This is a genomic window from Peribacillus simplex, assembly GCF_030123325.1.
GTDB lineage: Bacteria > Bacillota > Bacilli > Bacillales > DSM-1321 > Peribacillus > Peribacillus simplex_D.
This window is the reverse complement of record NZ_CP126106.1, coordinates 4,952,195-4,968,193: the sequence shown is the minus strand read 5'-3', so window position 1 is coordinate 4,968,193 and position 15,999 is coordinate 4,952,195. Positions and strand designations below refer to the sequence as shown.

Below are 15,999 nucleotides of genomic sequence, written 5' to 3'. Positions count from 1 at the left end.
TGGGAAATATGAAAAATAACAGCTATGTGTTTTCACATAGCTGTTATTTTTGGTTAAGCGATTGGGCTAATTTCGCTACATTCGGCGTAGTACCGCCATCTGCACGTAAATCTTGTTTTTAATCTAAGTTTCAAACGCCTGCCAAAAGTAGACTTACAATTCTTTGGTCTTAATCCTTTTAATTAACTCTTCAAACCAATATATTGTGTGATCTGTTCTGGTCGAAAAATAACCATCCAAAAATTCACGAATATTCTCGTTGCCTTTAGGTTCTGGCTCGAAATTCCCAAGATGCTCCCAAAGTGCCTTGATGGACTTTACTTTTTTTTCTAATATATCCACTACTTTATCCCGATCCACATACTTGATGTTGGCTAAACCAACAATCATATCCTTAATTTCATCCGCACTTTCAAATAATTTATAGATTTTCTTTGGTAGTTCTTCGCGACCCTTATCCGTAATCGCAAATACTTGTTTATCAGGCCGATGTTCTTCTTTTATCACTTCAACTGGTTCGACTAAACCTTGTTTTACCAATGATTCAAAATGGTAGTACAGTTTACTTTCCGTTAACCCGCCTAGGCGATCCAAAGGAATGGGTTCTGAAAGCTGCTTTTTTAATTTATAAGGATAATTTTTATCTTCCATCAGCTTGCTCAATATAAAAATTTGAATGGACATTTTCTACGCTCCTTTAAGAAGTATCATCTCCTTATTGTAGCAAAACTTAAGCTGTGATTTCAGCCGCTTTCTTTTCAACTTCTGTTTCAGAAACCTCTTTTGGCATCGGTTTTTGTATAAACGCGACAATAGCCATATTAATTACCATCGCAGCGGCACCAACCGCAGCCATTGACCAAATATACGGACTTGGACTGATGCTGCCATACAGGTTGGCAAAGTACGCTTGCACCGAGTAATACATCGGGGAAATGTGGCTCATCCATTCATATGGTAAATGCATCATATCACGTGAGATGGTGGCACCATTCGCTATTGTTTGCATTAATAAAATCGGTAAGTTTAAAATCATGCCGCCTTCACCCAATAAGAAGATTAAAATCGCAGTGAAGTTAAAACAAACCATATAGTTCAGTATTTGTTGACCTACTATACCGAAGAATAGGTCACCGCTTGGCTTATCAATTAAATACGCTACACCTACAGCGATGAGTGATGAAACCACTGCAATCAATAACGCAGCCATTTGCACATAAATGAATAAACGTGTTTTACTTGCTTTTCCCCGGCTGGCCCTAAATGCACCTACTATTTGCATCGCCCCGATCATCGCCCCGACATAACCAGCCATTGTCAAGAACATGGGCAGCATATTATGATTCATGCCATCTGGTATTTCGTTGATTGTAACTACATTTCCTACATAGGATTTCTCAATCTTTTCCGCTAATTCAGCGGCTTGCTTTTCTGGTACATTAAAGTTCATCAATACGCCCTGGGCCGTTTGTTGTGAGAATTGCGTGCTTAACTGATTGTTAATTTCAGTTACGACAGAATTCATGGTAGAAGAAACGGCTGTTGCCCCTGCCTCATTGATTGTAAAGTCAATGCTTGATGACGCTTCACCTTTTTGCATATTTTCAGAGAACGTTTTCGGGATGTGTACGACTAATGCTAAGTCATTTTTCTCTAAATCTTTTAAGGCTTGTTTATTGGTTATATCCGTCTCTATTTCTTTAAAGGGTAAATTTTCTTCTAACTGATCGGCAATCATCGCACCACTTTCACCAGCATCATCATTGATGATGGCGATAGGTAATTTATCGACATTTCCTGGTATGGCTGTATACCCAGGCAAGAAGATGCCTAGCATGGCAACTGCATAGAAAATCCCCATAAAGATTGCTGCCGTTGCACCTCTTGTTTTTAAGAATGCAGTAAATTTCATATGTTGAATCCATCCTTTTGATTTAAGTATATTACTTAATTTTGAGTACTCTAATTAGAGTGGTTCAAATCAAGTACTTTGAATTTTATTTTATTTTTTTCAAAAAGTCAATTGAAAAATTTTATGTATACAAAAAAACTCCAAACAAAAATCTTCTCATTGTTGGGAGCAACTATTAGGACATTACAATAAATTTGCTTTATTGAACTTTCAAGAACTTTATTTTTCGTGAAGAAATCGCTCCTAAACTAATTGAAATCAAGAGTGATATTGTTGAAAGAACAGCGATCATGATGACAATGCCAATCCACCCAAAATTACTATAAAATGTACCGCTGGCCGTTCGTTCCTATCCGAAGGGTCAATTTTCCTGTGATTAAGCTGTCCTTAAGTTTTCGTCTTGTTTGTTTAAAAACTGGATGCTATAAAAGCTAAGCATTCTTATTTTATGAACCATGGCATTAATGCAGGCTCTTTTTCATACGATATTTTTGGGGTGAAAAAATGGCAAGAGTAAGTTACCGAAGTTCAGACGTTGACTTAATGGCAAGGATGATGAGAGCTGAAGCCGAAGGTGAAGGATTACAAGGAATGTTATATGTTGGAAATGTAATTGTTAATCGTCTTAAAGCAAATTGTTTGGACTTTAAAGATTTACGAACCATTCCACAAGTCATTTATCAAGTACAAGGAGGAAATTACTCTTTTGAAGCTGTTCAAAAAGGTAATGTATTTTACCAAAGAGCGAGAAATGCTGAAAAAAGATTAGCAAAACAGAATCTGGAATATTGGAGACAACACCCAGGGAAATATGCCCTTTGGTATTTTAATCCATATGCTCCATGCCCTCCAACATGGTACGATCAACCTTTTGCTGGTCAATTTAAAAATCATTGTTATTATGAACCAAAACCTGGTACGTGTGAAAGTGTTTATACCGGTTAGCCTGTCTGTGGGTGGGCTATTATTCATTTCAAGGAGTTGTTCAGCAGCTCCTTTTTTTATGCAACAAACGGTTACTTCAACAAGGAACTGTGGATTTTATGGTAAAATAAAGGGGAATAATGGCATGCTGTTTGGGGGATTTTTAGTGAAGGAAATTATATTTTTTGTTGTTGGGTTATTCATTCTCTATATAGTTATTGAAAAAGCAGTAAGAAAAGGAATTAATAATTCAAATATCGGTCAAATTCTTGAAAAAAAGTATGGAGTTATAGAAGATAAAAGGTCTTTTCTTGATGATGATTTAGATAATGATAAATAAAACGGATTGGAGGTTGCTGAGGCAGCCTTTTTTAATACATATAAAACAGTAGCTAGTTAGTTTTGAACTCATTTTTTAAAACAAATTCACCAAGAAAACAATGATCTTTCATAAACAGGCCGCCAGTTTGTGAACAGCACATCTATTCAGCGTCTTTTCCAGTGCGACGAAATTCGCCGTAGTACACCTTCCGCTTTTCTGGTTCGGATTCAATATTTTCGATGAAAACTGTTTTGGCTTTCTCCAGTAACAAGCCCTTTAATTGCCGAAGCTTTATTGGTCCCACTCCTGGCAATTTATCAGATATATGTACTTCGAGATCCCCCCGAAGTTTATAAAGGCGAATGCTGCCAAGCCCCGTTTTTTCGACTTTTCCCAAGGTGTATGCAAATTCAAATCGCTGCTGAATGAATGAAGATACCTCAGGCAGCCCTAAACCTTCATAGAGGGGAGGGAATTCATGATAAACAGGAGGTTCTTTGAATGATATTGAAGAGATCTTCAAATGGATACTCCTCCTTTAGCGGAATAAAGACAGACATACGTTGCTTATATTATTGTACTATGGGCACATTTTTTAAACATCTTTACAGTGGTCGTTATTTCCTGCACCCAGGAAGTGATGATTATCGTATAGGGCTGCATTACACTTTTGAAAATAGAGCAGGCATCGTGAATGATTGTACGTTAACTTACATGGCTCCCGGATTTCAATTGGGGGGATAATTCCGCTAATCCCAATTAAGCCAAAGCCAATTTTTTATTCTTTAATATAGGCTCTTTTCTAAAGATTGTTGTTTTTAAAACGAAACGATTTAAGGTTGATTGGAGCGCAAGTGCGAGACTCCTGCGGGAGCAGCGGGACAGGTGAGACCCGACAGGCGTTTACGCCGAGGAGGCTCACCGCCCGCCCCGCGGAAAGCGAGCATCTGGAGGGGAAATCAACCACACCGCATTACTTGGTAATTAGCAACAAATTATGCGAAAACAGCCTTAATATAAAGATAGATATTGAAAACTTTTAGACCTTCAAAATGAGTAAGCATACCTACTTAACGTTTGTTTCCTTTGAATAAATTAGTCCTGTAAAAGCCAGATTATTAACATAGGAATACGCGTGATATAAATGAGGGTACATTATGAACCAAGCTGGTGTGAATGAAAAGTATAAGGTATCGCCATTCTATGTGTTTTTTTTACTGCATTCCATGCAAACTGGATTAGGCGTATTAAATTTTCAAAGGGATTTAGCTAAGGCGACGGGAACCGATGGCTGGATCTCCATACTCGTAGCCGGACTGATTGTTCATATATTAATTTGGCTTATATATAAGATTTTCAGTATTGTTCCCGGTGATATCATTTCTGCTAATAATCAGGCATGGGGTAAATGGATTGGGAATTTCTTCAGTTTCTTATTCATTCTTTATTTCTTTATTCTTGGAATGACGGTCATAATCGGCTATATAAATGTCATTCATGTTTGGATGTTTGAAGAGATACCTTCTTGGGCATTTGCTTTGGTTTTCCTGATCCTGATTTATTATATATGTACGGGAGGGTTCCGAACCATAACGGGTATCGCCTTTTTAACCGTAATCGCTTCATACTGGCTTTTATTTGTACCTCTATATGGCTTTAAATTCGCGGATTTCACCGGTTTTCTTCCTATATTCGATCATACGTTAAGTGATATAATGAAAGGAACCAGAACTACTTCATTATCAATGCTTGGTTTTGAAATGATCCTGATGTTTTATCCGTTCATCAAAAATCCTGAAACATCACAAAAGTATGCTCATGGAGGAGCCTTGACCACTACGTTATTGATCCTATTGCTTTATTTTGTTTCGACAGTCTTTTATTCACAGAAACAGCTGGTCCTTACCCTATGGCTAACACTCTCATTGACCAGTGTCATTGAATTCCCCTTTATTCAACGTTTCGAATACATAACTGTTTCTTGGTGGGCCATCGTCATCATACCCAACATGATCATTCCTTTGTGGGCTGCCAGCAGGGGTGTCAAACGCTTATTCAACGTCCAGCAAAAGTATCCCTTATGGGTAATGTCCATAATCATACTGCTTGTCAATATACTTTTTTTCGATGTGGAATCCTTATTTATATTAAATAAAGTAATCAATCCATACAGCGTGGCCTTCCTTGTTTTATACTTACCTCTTCTTTTGGTTTTACTAACCATAAAAAAATGGAGGAAACGTTTATGACCCAATTAAAAGGGAGTTTGCCTGCATTTTATTTTATTAAAAAAACGTTCCAGGTCATTTCCGAATCCGCTCCCATTTCACCGACTGTCTGCCAAGCCACCTCGCCGGTAATGGTGATAATTACCTCCACCAGATCGTGAAACAAAATATTACTTTAAACAGGTGTTGCTTTGGCAGCTCCTTTTCTTATGGAGCAAATAGGGCAGGTTAGTTCATAACTAGAAATCGTTTATTTAAAGTGTAATATTGGTATAAATCCAAGGTAATACCATTGGAACTTGAAGAGGGATTTGAACCAATAAATCAACAAGTTGAATATGAAAATGGTAACGAAGCCACGATTAAATGGTTTGGCCAAAATTGAGATGTTCGTTACTTTGTTCAACTAACGGGTGCTTTACTTAGGAGATTGCTAGGCATCCTTTTTCAGTGTTGATGAACCAATGCACAATAAATGTGGGGTGAATGATACTTGAAGTCATTTCAACTAAACGAAAAAACAAAATCCTTTTTATCGAAATATCAATTATTTGAGGATGATTTGATACAACAAGTTCAGTTGCAGCACCGTTTGGAATTAGTAAAAGCATTCGGGATTCAAAAAGGAATGCGTGTAATAGAAATAGGTTGCGGGCAGGGGGATACAACCGTTGCAATAGCCGACGCGGTAGGAGAAAATGGATATGTTTTCGCAATGGATATTGCCAGTCCCGATTACGGAGCACCGTTAACTTTAGGTCAAGCAACTGAACGTATTAAGAAATCTCTATTAGGAGAACGTATTGACTTCCATTTTGAAATGGATTTTGATTCTTTTGAATCAACTTTGCCATTTGATGTGGCGGTATTATCCCATTGTTCATGGTATTTCAAGCAACCAGAGGATTTATTGAAATACTTTAAAAAAATTCGTGGGTTGGCAAAACATATATGTTTTGCAGAATGGGACCTCGATTTTACCTGCATTACGCAACGTTCCCACTTTTGTGCAGTTTCCATTCTGGGATTGTATTCAAACTTCGTAAAGAATGAAGGAAATATCCAAAACTTGTTTCATAAAACTCATATACACCAGCTGCTCCAGCAAGCAAATTTTGAAGTGGTGAAACAACTCACAGTCGATGCAACCTTATTACAAGACGGTCAATGGGAAAAAAATTATGCAAATAGTATCCGTGCAGAATTTATTAAAGTTCCTTCCATGATACAACCGTTGATAACTAGTTATTATGAATTGATGAACACTTCAAATAGAAATGAGAATTCATTAAAAAGTTTCATTGTTTGTGCAAAGTAATAAGTTCCTCAGTTGAAGATATGCTTTTCGGCAGGAATGTACTGCAACTAATGGGGTCAAGATCCAGGGCTGCCGTATTGGTTGCTTTTTTGCTTATAGAATTAACAGGTGGTTCAGTTCAGCAAGAAATTAAATGAGGATTGCACATGTTAGATATGTCCAATATATTCAATCCTTTTCATATCAACGGCTACGCTAATTCAACCTAAATATAAAAAGTGTTTGTTTTTTTGAAGGTGATTCATTTATTTTGTTGTATTTTTAACAATTGGTAGATTAATTAAAAATATAGTAAAAAATGGAGGTAAAATCACATGTTTAACAATTGGAAAAAAACACTAATGGCTGGAGTGATCAGCTTATCCTTGATAGGTACAGGGTACGTCGGTCACGACCTGATCTCCTCGCAAAATGTCTCGGCTGAACCCGCATCTGAACATGCACCAGGGCATTTGAAAAATGCAGAGGCTTCCCAGCTTGATGAAATAATCGAACGTGGATACATTCGGGTAGGAATGACCGGGGATTACAAACCTTTTACCTATTTGAATCCGGAAACAAATGAGTATGAAGGCTTTGACGTGGACGCTGCCAAAGAACTTGGCAAAGACCTTGGTGTGAAGGTGGAATTTGTCGCCACCACATGGCCTGCGATGATGAAAGACCTGGAAGCGGACAAATTCGATATCGCTGTGGGCGGTGTGACCCGAAATACAGCCAGACAAAAAAGCGCTTATGTATCACAAGGTTACCTTTCATTCGGTAAGGTGCCTTTGATTCGGAAGGAAGATAAAGACAAGTATCTTACCATTGAGGATATCAACAAGCCTTCTGTACGCATCGGTGTAAATCCTGGCGGAACAAACGAAGAATTTGTCCGTCAGTATCTAAGCCATGCTAACGTAACGGTTGTTGAAAACAACCTTGATATCCCGCATCTTGTTGCAGAAGGTACGTATGATGTCATGATCACTGACACAGTAGAAGCAATGCTGTATGCAAAAGCTGATTCCAAGCTGTATGCGGCTCGAACTGACAAGCCTTTCACAAACAGCGAAAAAGGTTATATGATCCCGAGGGGTGATTTCATTTATGCAAGCTACTTGGAAATGTGGATGGATGAAATGAGGCTGCAGGGGAAATTTGATGCCCTCTACAAAAAGTGGATGGAATAGAATATAGAGGTGCCCCCCAAAAACCTACCCTTAATACTGTCGTGTCAGTATCGAGGCTCGCCTTTTTCTTCAAGAAAGGTATTTATAATTGTTGTTCTTCAGCTAACAGTCCTTCATTTCATTACCAGGAGCTGATCAGCAGCTCCTTTTCTTATGCAACTACCATGAAAATAAGTTTCTTTAAAAATGAAAAATAACAATAATTAAAAAGACCCTGCTCAATCGTTTAAAAAAAAGAGGAGAGCGTTAAATTAATTAGTATGGATTAGGGGTGACTGGATTAAGGTCAGTATCAGTATTGACATTTGCTAACCATTTTCATTCTTTGTGGTGAATCGCCGATTATTGCGATTCATGGATGGCTAACGGGGCAGGTTAGTTGCATAAAATAATGGGAAATTGACCCAAATATAACTTGTTTTATGTTAGCATTTAAGGAACATACTTTTTCAAAGGGGCTTTTTATGCAAAAGACATTTATTATTGTTTCTTATTCGTTATTCTTTGTTCCTCTAATTTTCATTGTGAATTTTCTGTTTGATATAGTTACACTCGAAAAGATAGAAGGATTGCCTATATTTTTTCCTTTTGTATATATGATTTTAGGAACATTGATATTTGGTGTTTAAGTTTTAGATAATACGATGACAATTCTTCAATAACAGGTGCTTTACTTCAATAAGAGAGTTGCTTTGGCAGCTCTTTTTCTTATGGCACTAAAGGGGCAGGATAGTTCAACAAAATTAATGGATATTTGTGGTGAAACATCAAATGGAATGATTGTTCAATGGGGTGTTCAAATGAGTGAAGATAAAAATAGGGAGGGGTATTTAGATGTCAAACCATGAAAACGAAGAAATGCTAACAGGAGGGAATGTCTCTAACGTTTATCGTTCGGGAGATACTGTGCGACGAGAATTAAAGCCAGATAGTCCTAGAGTTCATAAGCTATTAGAGCATTTGGAGAGCAAAGGTTTCAGTTATGCCCCAAAGTTTTTAGGTATTGATGAAAAGGGAAGAGAGATATTATCATTTATTGAAGGAGAAGCTGGTAATCATCCTTTAAAAGAATACATGCGGTCTGATGATGTTTTAATGGAAATAGCGAAAATGCTCCGTCTTTATCATGATTCTGTCAGCGATTTTTCATTTGATGATAGCTGGCAATCGATAGATAACACCCCCCAACAATTTGAGGTACTATGCCATAATGATTTTGCGATATACAACATTATTTTTAAACATGAAAGACCAATAGGTATTATTGATTTCGATGTCGCTGGACCCGGCCCAAAACTTTGGGACATAGCTTACACTCTTTACACTTGCGTCCCCTTAAGTAGATTTTATCTTTCTGAAACAGGTGAGAAAGTTAATTATAATACATTTCAGCACGCTAACCGTATAAAAGAAAGAGTTAGATTGTTTTTTGAATCTTACGGTGAAGGAGTAAAAGAAGATTATTTGGAAATGGTAGTGCTGCGATTGGAGGGGTTATGTAAAACCATAACAAGAAAAGCCAGTGAAGGTGACATTGCTTTTCAAATGATGATAGATGAAGGGCATCTTGAACATTATCATAACGATATTAAATTCATTCGTGTACATGGAAAAGAGTGGATTTAAGTGCAACGGGTGTATTGACTGAAGATCAGAGCTGTCTATAAGGCAGCTTTTTCTATATGGAACTATCGGGGCAGGTTCGTTGAAGAAGGATTTACATCCGAAGTTAAAGAATAACTAATGAATTACAATACTCATTTTGTTAACGGTGTCAGGTTCGTTTAAGAAGAAATTAAAAGGAGAACAACTTTGATAAAAAAAATCGATATAACTAATCCTAAATTAGCTGAGGAAGTATTAAACATTCAATTACCTTCCTATATGGCAGAGGCAAAATTAATTCATTTTTATGAAATACCGCCATTAAAAGATACAGTTGATACGTTACAAAAATCCGGTGAAACTTTCTATGGGTATTACTTGAATGAAGAGTTAAGTGGAGTCATTTCTATAAAAGTTGAAAAAGGTGTAATTGATATACATCGTCTAATGGTTCATCCAACACATTTTAGAAAAGGAATTTCCAAAATGTTATTAGAATTCATTGAAAACAATGAGGAAGATATTGAAACAATAATAGTATCAACTGGTTCCAAAAATACACCAGCAATCAATTTCTATGAAAAAAATGGTTTCTCAATTACAGGAGAAACAAATGTGACAGAACGTCTAGCTGTAACTTCTTTTAAAAAGAAAATTAAATAATAAATTAGGTCTTATTAAGCTATTAGGTGCGTTAGCTGAAAAATCGAAGTTGTCTTTAAGGCAGCTTTTTCTTATGGCACTAAAGGGGCAGGATAGTTGAACAAGCGTGTGTATTCATGCTGTTCATTAAACCCAAAATTCCCTACTGCAGATCTTCATAATAACAACCTCAAATCCATAAAATAGTTTATAAAGATTTATTAAAAATTAGCCATAATTAAACACCCAAGTATCAACCTTTGTGCCTGCCGAAGGGGGAAAAGACAAAAAAGGAAGAGCAGCTTTCGCTGCTCTTCCTCCCAAAGTGTACCTGCTTACTAATTAAAACGTAATACTAGGTAATTTCCGTTCAATATCATTCTCTCTACTTACATTATACCGTTATTTATATATTTTTTATAGACTGTTTTTTTTGTAATTCCTACACTATACTGCTAAATACAAATCTAAAAAAAGAAGAGGTGTATCAGTATGGATGACAAAAAAGATGTCTTAGATAAGGGTCCTTTTTTTCATGGTACTAAAGCAGAACTGGAAATTGGTGATTTATTAGAACCGCAATACTTATCAAATTACCAAGAAAAAAAATCTAACCATATATACTTTACTGCAACATTAAATGCTGCCAAATGGGGTGCTGAATTAGCAAAATCTAATTCAAAAGAAAGAATCTACATTGTAGAACCATTAGGAGATTTTGAAAATGATCCTAACTTAACTGATAAAAAATTTCCTGGAAACCCAACACGCTCATATAGATCTAAATCGCCTCTAAAAATAATAGCTGAATTAGCTTCATGGGAAAGACACTCCGATGAAGAGATAAATCATATGCTTACATCTTTAAAAAAATTAAGTGAAGAAGGAAAAAATGTGATATACGATTAATTTTCAAATCTAACCAAAGTTCAAGAAAGTTCTATTTCGCATTGAGGGCGCTTTTAAGCGTCCTTTTTGCTTTTTTAGGGGGAAAAAAACCTAGGGGCAACCTCTCACGAAGGCGAGAGATCCCCGTATGGCGTCTGTCAACGGTACCGGGCCGAAGGGAGGATAAGGAGTTGATAGACCTCACTTCACCAAGACCCTCTTGGTGTCTCAAAAGGCAACACATCTGGATAATTGTTAAATCTATTTCTAGAGTTTTTTGATATTTTGGTTACTATAGGTGACGCACTTATTTCTTATTTTCGGGATAAAAATCAGAAAAAAACCAGATAGTAAAATTACTCTTTTTACGTCAAAATATGTGTCAGGTCTACAATAAGCCTTATTGGACTAACGGGGCAGGTTAGCATTCCTGTAGATCGTTAAATATCAGGTTTGAAAAAAATAGAGCCCCTCAGTAAGATACGAGTATAGAGACCAATCTAACTCAAAATCTTAAGGAGGAAGCCCTACTATGAATTTTAAAATGCAAAACAAACAAAATCAACTAATTGAGAGAATTACGGATCAACATCTAGTTGTTGGTGTGGATATTGCCCAACACGTACACGTGGCCCGTGCTGTAAACTTTCGGGGCATTGTGGTCGGGAAACCCCTTTCTTTTGAAAATAACGAGGAGGGTTTTACTAGCTTACTAAACTGGATCCAGGAACTAAAACAAATGAAAAATCTAGACACAACGATAGTCGGAATGGAACCTACCGGCCATTATTGGATAAACCTTTCAAAGTGGCTAGTCAAACAAAACATGGATGTCGTCACCGTCAATCCTCACCATGTCAAAAGAAACAAAGAAAATCGTGATAATACGCAATCCAAAAGTGATAAAAAAGATGCCCTTGTCATCGCTGATATGGTGAAGAATGGCTACTATGCCTTCGTTCGTTCCACTTCAGAATCATTTGAAAAACTTCGTGTCCTTATGGCTAACCGAGATGTGATCGTTAAGCGTCTTGTTAGCTCCATCAACCAAATTAATCGCTGGGTGGATGTTGTCTTTCCCGAGCTCCGGCAAGTGTTTAAAGACGTATCATGTAAAGGGGCAATCGCAACCCTACGCCTCTTTCCTACCCCAGCTGAATTATGTTCCTTACAGCCTCAAGATATCGTAACCGGATGGAAATCATGTATGAAGCGACATTCCGGGCATAAAAAAGCCCGTTCCCTGCTTGTATTGGCCAAGCGTTCAATTGGTACGAAACAAGCCCTTGATGCGTATAAACTTCATTTGGGACAGTTATTAGAGGAATATGATCTCGCTTCATCCCAACTCGAAAGAGTGACGCAAGAAGTCACAAACGTCTTGGAACAGATTCCATTCGTTAAGCAAATACTTGCCATTAAAGGAATCAGCGAGATTTCACTAGCGGGAATCTTAGGAGAAGCTGGAGATTTGAGTGGGTTCGCTCACGGGAATGCGCTCCTTCGTCATGCAGGATTGCATCTCGCTGAAGCAAGCTCTGGGAAGTGGAAAGGCCAAATTGTTCTTTCCAAACGTGGAAGATCACGCCTGCGGCGTTACATCTTCCTTGCGACCATGAGTCTGGTGATGAATAACCCTGAGTTTAAAGCCCTACACTCGAATAATGTTAAAGTGAAGAAGATTAAGAAAATGAAATCCATCATGAAACTTTGTGGAAAACTCGCCCGTGTCCTAGTAGGGATAGCTCGTAATGGCTCTGCCTATAAACCGGAAATGATCTTCTCAATTGAACAACTAGCAGCGTAAATTTACATTCACATTGTTATATAACGAAAGTTGGCTTATCCGTAGGATTTCAAAGAAAGCACGAAGTACTGGATGTAATGAACAAAAGGGCAATGACCCGTTCTGTTAGCAAAACCGGCCTTCACCCCTTGGATAGGCATGACGAAGGAATGAAAGGGCATAGGATTATGACCCGTTGAGACATGGGAGGGAAAGCCTCCAGGGGCAGCGTGGAGAATACGTGCAGTATATGTAATAATATGGGATTTTTAACAGATCCCCTATTTCAATCTGCCCTCATCTTATCAAAACGGTCCTATCTCTTTCGTTCATCTGAAGCAACCTATACCATGTGGTTTGAAATCCTGCGAATAAGCGAGTATTCGTGAGCATTATCTATTAAACTGAGGGAGTTCATTAAGAGAGTAATTATCTGAACAAATATAATCATTTGGAATATTCATTAACAATAGTTAGATAAATAACAAATTTAGTTATATTTGTTTTATAATTTTATCGATATCGGAAAAGGGGATAGTTATTGTGGAAGGTTGTTTTTGTAATAACTACACTGAAGATACGCAAACTTCAGGGACTTATAAGGGTGTAGAATTTAGTTGGGTTGGAAGTCAGGAAGATTTTATTGATAACCCAGATATTCAAAGGCTTAACCAAATTATAGTTGGACGATATGGAGGAAACTCAGAAGCAGGTCAAAATAAGAATGAAGATGGTTGCTTAGTCTGGTCAAATAAAAATGAGGACTGGGAATTCGTAATTATATTAGATGCACACTATACTGCCGAGAGTGCTGAGATAGTGATTGAACTTTTTAAACAGAATAAAACTGATATGGAAAACCTATTATCCTTTTCTACTACAAATCATCAAATGTTTAAAAACCTAGAAGAGAAGGTATTAAAGCTTTTTCAAAGTGATAAATTTCTTTCTATTTGTCGTAAAGTAAAAGGTGAAACCTCCTGTTTAATCGTAGTACGAAAACATAAGTATCTTTGGTGGTTTTCGGTAGGAGACTGTATTCTTTATTTATTTCATCAAGATTTAGTTGCACTTGGACAATATCAACTCAATCAAAGACAATTCTATGAATGGGTAGGACAGGTCAACACATTTGATAACAAAGTGCCTTGTTATACCAGTGGGACAAGAGAGCTAAGAAAAGGGTTAAATCATATATTTTTGACTACTGATGGTTTAATAGAATGTTCAAATGCACCTTTTATAAATCCAAGTGAAATATTTAAGGTGTTTGCTAATTGTCAAATAGACCAAGGTATTAAATCATTGTTCCAAGAAATTCAAGAAAACAATGTTAAGGATAGCACTACCATAGTTACCTGGGAAGTTTATATATCAGAAGAAGCAAGTAAACCAAGCGACCTATAGAGGTGGGAGGGTCTTATGCTAAAGAAGATTTACATTGTCAGACATTGCGAAGCACAGGGGCAACCTTCGGAATCTACATTAACAGAAAAAGGATCGAAACAAGCGAAATATTTAGTTGATTTCTTCAGTGATGCAAAAATTGACCGAATAATATCTAGTCCGTTTTTGCGTGCTATTCAATCAGTGGAACCATTAAGTGAGAAAACAAATATTAAAATAGAGATTGATGAACGCCTCTCAGAACGAACACTAAGCACAACGGACTTACCTGATTGGTATGAAAAACTAAAAGCAACATTTAATGATATGGAATTAAAATTTGAAGGAGGAGAGTCAAGTCAAGAAGCGAAGAATCGAATCGTAAATGTTGTAGAAGAAGTCTTTAAAAGTGGGACTGAAAACACAGTAATCGTCAGTCACGGAAATATAATATCCTTACTTTTAAAGAATTATAATAGTGACTTTGATTTCGAGTGTTGGAAAAATCTTAGTAATCCTGACGTTTTTCAAATAAACTGTATTAATAATGAATTGATTTTGGAACGTATATGGGATGAAGATAAAATAATAAACATCTAATTAAATACTTAATTTAATGAACGGGTGTAGCGCGATCCTTTAGTAGTAAGGATCGCGCCTAAAAAATTATATAAAATAAGGTAACGAAGGGAAAGTCATTTATGCAAATTATTAGCGTTAGAGAACATCCAGAGTATAAAGAAAAAGCAATTAAATATTTACAATGCAAATGGGCAAACGAAAACAGTATGAAGGTATATGAGGACTGTATTACACACAGCATAACAACGGATAGTCCGTTTCCTATTTGGTATTTAATGGAGGATTCAGGTGAAATTATTGGCTGCGCAGGTCTAATTAGCAATGATTTTATTAGTCGTATGGATTTATGGCCTTGGATATGTGCTCTTTATATTGAAAATAGCTATCGTGGTAGGTCTTTAGGTAAAGAGCTACTTTTACGTGCTAAAGCAGATGCCGAAAAAGCAGGATTCAATAAAGTTTTCCTTTGTACTGACCATATTGGATACTATGAAAAATATGGATTCACTTATATAGGTGACGGTTACCATCCTTGGGGAAGTAGTTCAAGAATTTATGAGGGGTAAAATAGTAAAAAGAAGGCTGTGTTATATATGAAAGTATCTTTAATTGCTGCGATGGATAAGAATAGAGTCATTGGCAAGGAGAATGACATCCCTTGGAGAATCCCGAAGGATTGGGAGTATGTTAAAAATACTACAAAGGGACATCCAATCGTATTAGGCAGAAAGAACCTTGAGTCAATCGGAAGGGCTTTATCTGACCGAAGGAATATTATTTTGACGAGAGATAAGAGTTTTACCTTTACCGGTTGTGATATTGTCCATTCAATAGAAGAAGTTTTTGAGTTATGTAAAAATGAAGAAGAGATTTTTATTTTCGGGGGAGAACAGATTTATAATTTGTTTTTGCCTTATGTTGAGAAAATGTACATTACAAAGATTCATCATGAATTTGATGGAGATACTTTTTTTCCAGAAGTTAATTTCGATGAATGGAAAGAAATATCAGTTGAAAAAGGGATTATGAATGACAAAAACCCTTATAACTACTATTTTTATGTCTATGAAAAAGAAACTTTTTTCATCTAGATGCAGAAGAATATAAAAGTCTTTATCGATGATTACTTAGTAATTATCCATAAAGACTTTTATATTAAATGTTTAATGGCACTCATATACATTTAATTTAATATACTTTTCATTAGTGCTATTGTTCACCCGTCAAATGA

18 protein-coding genes are annotated in these 15,999 nt (G+C 36.6%); 15 read left to right on the top strand and 3 right to left on the bottom strand.

The window, feature by feature from the left end; genetic code table 11:
- Positions 1 to 153 precede the first annotated feature (153 nt).
- Together QNH43_RS23705 and QNH43_RS23700 are read right to left on the bottom strand one after the other, a co-directional pair.
- The gene (locus QNH43_RS23705) at positions 154 to 684 is read right to left on the bottom strand and encodes a PadR family transcriptional regulator (RefSeq protein WP_076370270.1); all 531 of its coding nucleotides are present in this window, start codon (positions 682 to 684) and stop codon (positions 154 to 156) included.
- A gap of 46 nt (positions 685 to 730) precedes the next feature.
- Positions 731 to 1,912: a YhgE/Pip domain-containing protein gene (locus tag QNH43_RS23700; RefSeq protein ID WP_283915946.1), complete on the bottom strand. Its 1,182-nt coding sequence runs from the start codon at positions 1,910 to 1,912 to the stop codon at positions 731 to 733.
- 504 nt (positions 1,913 to 2,416) lie between these two features.
- Between QNH43_RS23700 and QNH43_RS23695 the strand changes: the two genes are divergently transcribed.
- Both QNH43_RS23695 and QNH43_RS23690 read left to right on the top strand, forming a co-directional pair.
- Complete coding sequence (locus tag QNH43_RS23695) at positions 2,417 to 2,857, top strand: cell wall hydrolase (RefSeq protein ID WP_283915945.1); 441 nt, start codon at positions 2,417 to 2,419, stop codon at positions 2,855 to 2,857.
- A 58-nt stretch (positions 2,858 to 2,915) separates the two neighbouring features.
- Positions 2,916 to 3,176 (top strand): hypothetical protein, encoded by a 261-nt coding sequence (locus QNH43_RS23690; protein WP_349654787.1) that lies wholly within the window; start codon positions 2,916 to 2,918, stop codon positions 3,174 to 3,176.
- Positions 3,177 to 3,318: 142 nt separating this feature from the next.
- Here QNH43_RS23690 and QNH43_RS23685 read toward each other — a convergent pair whose 3' ends face one another.
- Positions 3,319 to 3,681: a hypothetical protein gene (locus QNH43_RS23685; RefSeq protein WP_283915944.1), complete on the bottom strand. Its 363-nt coding sequence runs from the start codon at positions 3,679 to 3,681 to the stop codon at positions 3,319 to 3,321.
- Between the two features lie 634 nt (positions 3,682 to 4,315).
- Between QNH43_RS23685 and QNH43_RS23680 the strand changes: the two genes are divergently transcribed.
- The 13 genes from QNH43_RS23680 to dfr all read left to right on the top strand — a co-directional run bounded on the left by QNH43_RS23680 (position 4,316) and on the right by dfr (position 15,859).
- The gene (locus tag QNH43_RS23680; protein WP_283915943.1) at positions 4,316 to 5,407 is read left to right on the top strand and encodes a GerAB/ArcD/ProY family transporter; all 1,092 of its coding nucleotides are present in this window, start codon (positions 4,316 to 4,318) and stop codon (positions 5,405 to 5,407) included.
- Positions 5,404 to 5,547, top strand: a complete 144-nt coding sequence (locus tag QNH43_RS23675; RefSeq protein WP_283915942.1) for a hypothetical protein — start codon at positions 5,404 to 5,406, stop codon at positions 5,545 to 5,547. Before QNH43_RS23680 ends, QNH43_RS23675 begins: the two co-directional genes overlap by 4 nt.
- 332 nt (positions 5,548 to 5,879) lie before the next feature.
- Entirely contained in the window at positions 5,880 to 6,704 is an 825-nt protein-coding gene (locus tag QNH43_RS23670) for an SAM-dependent methyltransferase (protein WP_283915941.1), read from the top strand.
- Between the two features lie 314 nt (positions 6,705 to 7,018).
- The gene (locus tag QNH43_RS23665) at positions 7,019 to 7,879 is read left to right on the top strand and encodes a transporter substrate-binding domain-containing protein (protein ID WP_283915940.1); all 861 of its coding nucleotides are present in this window, start codon (positions 7,019 to 7,021) and stop codon (positions 7,877 to 7,879) included.
- 692 nt (positions 7,880 to 8,571) lie between these two features.
- A complete protein-coding gene (locus QNH43_RS23660) occupies positions 8,572 to 8,727 on the top strand; it encodes a hypothetical protein (protein WP_283915939.1) in 156 nt (51 codons plus the stop codon).
- A complete protein-coding gene (locus tag QNH43_RS23655; protein WP_283915938.1) occupies positions 8,714 to 9,505 on the top strand; it encodes a phosphotransferase in 792 nt (263 codons plus the stop codon). The genes QNH43_RS23660 and QNH43_RS23655 overlap by 14 nt, the downstream gene beginning before the upstream one ends.
- Positions 9,506 to 9,691: 186 nt before the next feature.
- Positions 9,692 to 10,147 carry a GNAT family N-acetyltransferase gene (locus QNH43_RS23650; RefSeq protein WP_283915937.1) on the top strand — a complete coding sequence of 152 codons (456 nt, stop codon included), beginning with the start codon at positions 9,692 to 9,694 and terminating at the stop codon, positions 10,145 to 10,147.
- A gap of 471 nt (positions 10,148 to 10,618) precedes the next feature.
- The gene (gene arr, locus QNH43_RS23645; RefSeq protein ID WP_214796395.1) at positions 10,619 to 11,035 is read left to right on the top strand and encodes an NAD(+)--rifampin ADP-ribosyltransferase; all 417 of its coding nucleotides are present in this window, start codon (positions 10,619 to 10,621) and stop codon (positions 11,033 to 11,035) included.
- A gap of 511 nt (positions 11,036 to 11,546) precedes the next feature.
- The gene (locus QNH43_RS23640; RefSeq protein WP_283915879.1) at positions 11,547 to 12,821 is read left to right on the top strand and encodes an IS110 family RNA-guided transposase; all 1,275 of its coding nucleotides are present in this window, start codon (positions 11,547 to 11,549) and stop codon (positions 12,819 to 12,821) included.
- A 522-nt stretch (positions 12,822 to 13,343) separates the two neighbouring features.
- Positions 13,344 to 14,207 carry a PP2C family serine/threonine-protein phosphatase gene (locus QNH43_RS23635; RefSeq protein ID WP_283915936.1) on the top strand — a complete coding sequence of 288 codons (864 nt, stop codon included), beginning with the start codon at positions 13,344 to 13,346 and terminating at the stop codon, positions 14,205 to 14,207.
- Between the two features lie 15 nt (positions 14,208 to 14,222).
- Positions 14,223 to 14,786 carry a histidine phosphatase family protein gene (locus QNH43_RS23630; RefSeq protein ID WP_283915935.1) on the top strand — a complete coding sequence of 188 codons (564 nt, stop codon included), beginning with the start codon at positions 14,223 to 14,225 and terminating at the stop codon, positions 14,784 to 14,786.
- A 101-nt stretch (positions 14,787 to 14,887) separates the two neighbouring features.
- Positions 14,888 to 15,334 (top strand): GNAT family N-acetyltransferase, encoded by a 447-nt coding sequence (locus QNH43_RS23625; RefSeq protein WP_283915934.1) that lies wholly within the window; start codon positions 14,888 to 14,890, stop codon positions 15,332 to 15,334.
- Between the two features lie 27 nt (positions 15,335 to 15,361).
- Positions 15,362 to 15,859: a DfrD/DfrG/DfrK family trimethoprim-resistant dihydrofolate reductase gene (dfr, locus tag QNH43_RS23620; RefSeq protein ID WP_283915933.1), complete on the top strand. Its 498-nt coding sequence runs from the start codon at positions 15,362 to 15,364 to the stop codon at positions 15,857 to 15,859.
- Positions 15,860 to 15,999: the final 140 nt, after the last annotated feature.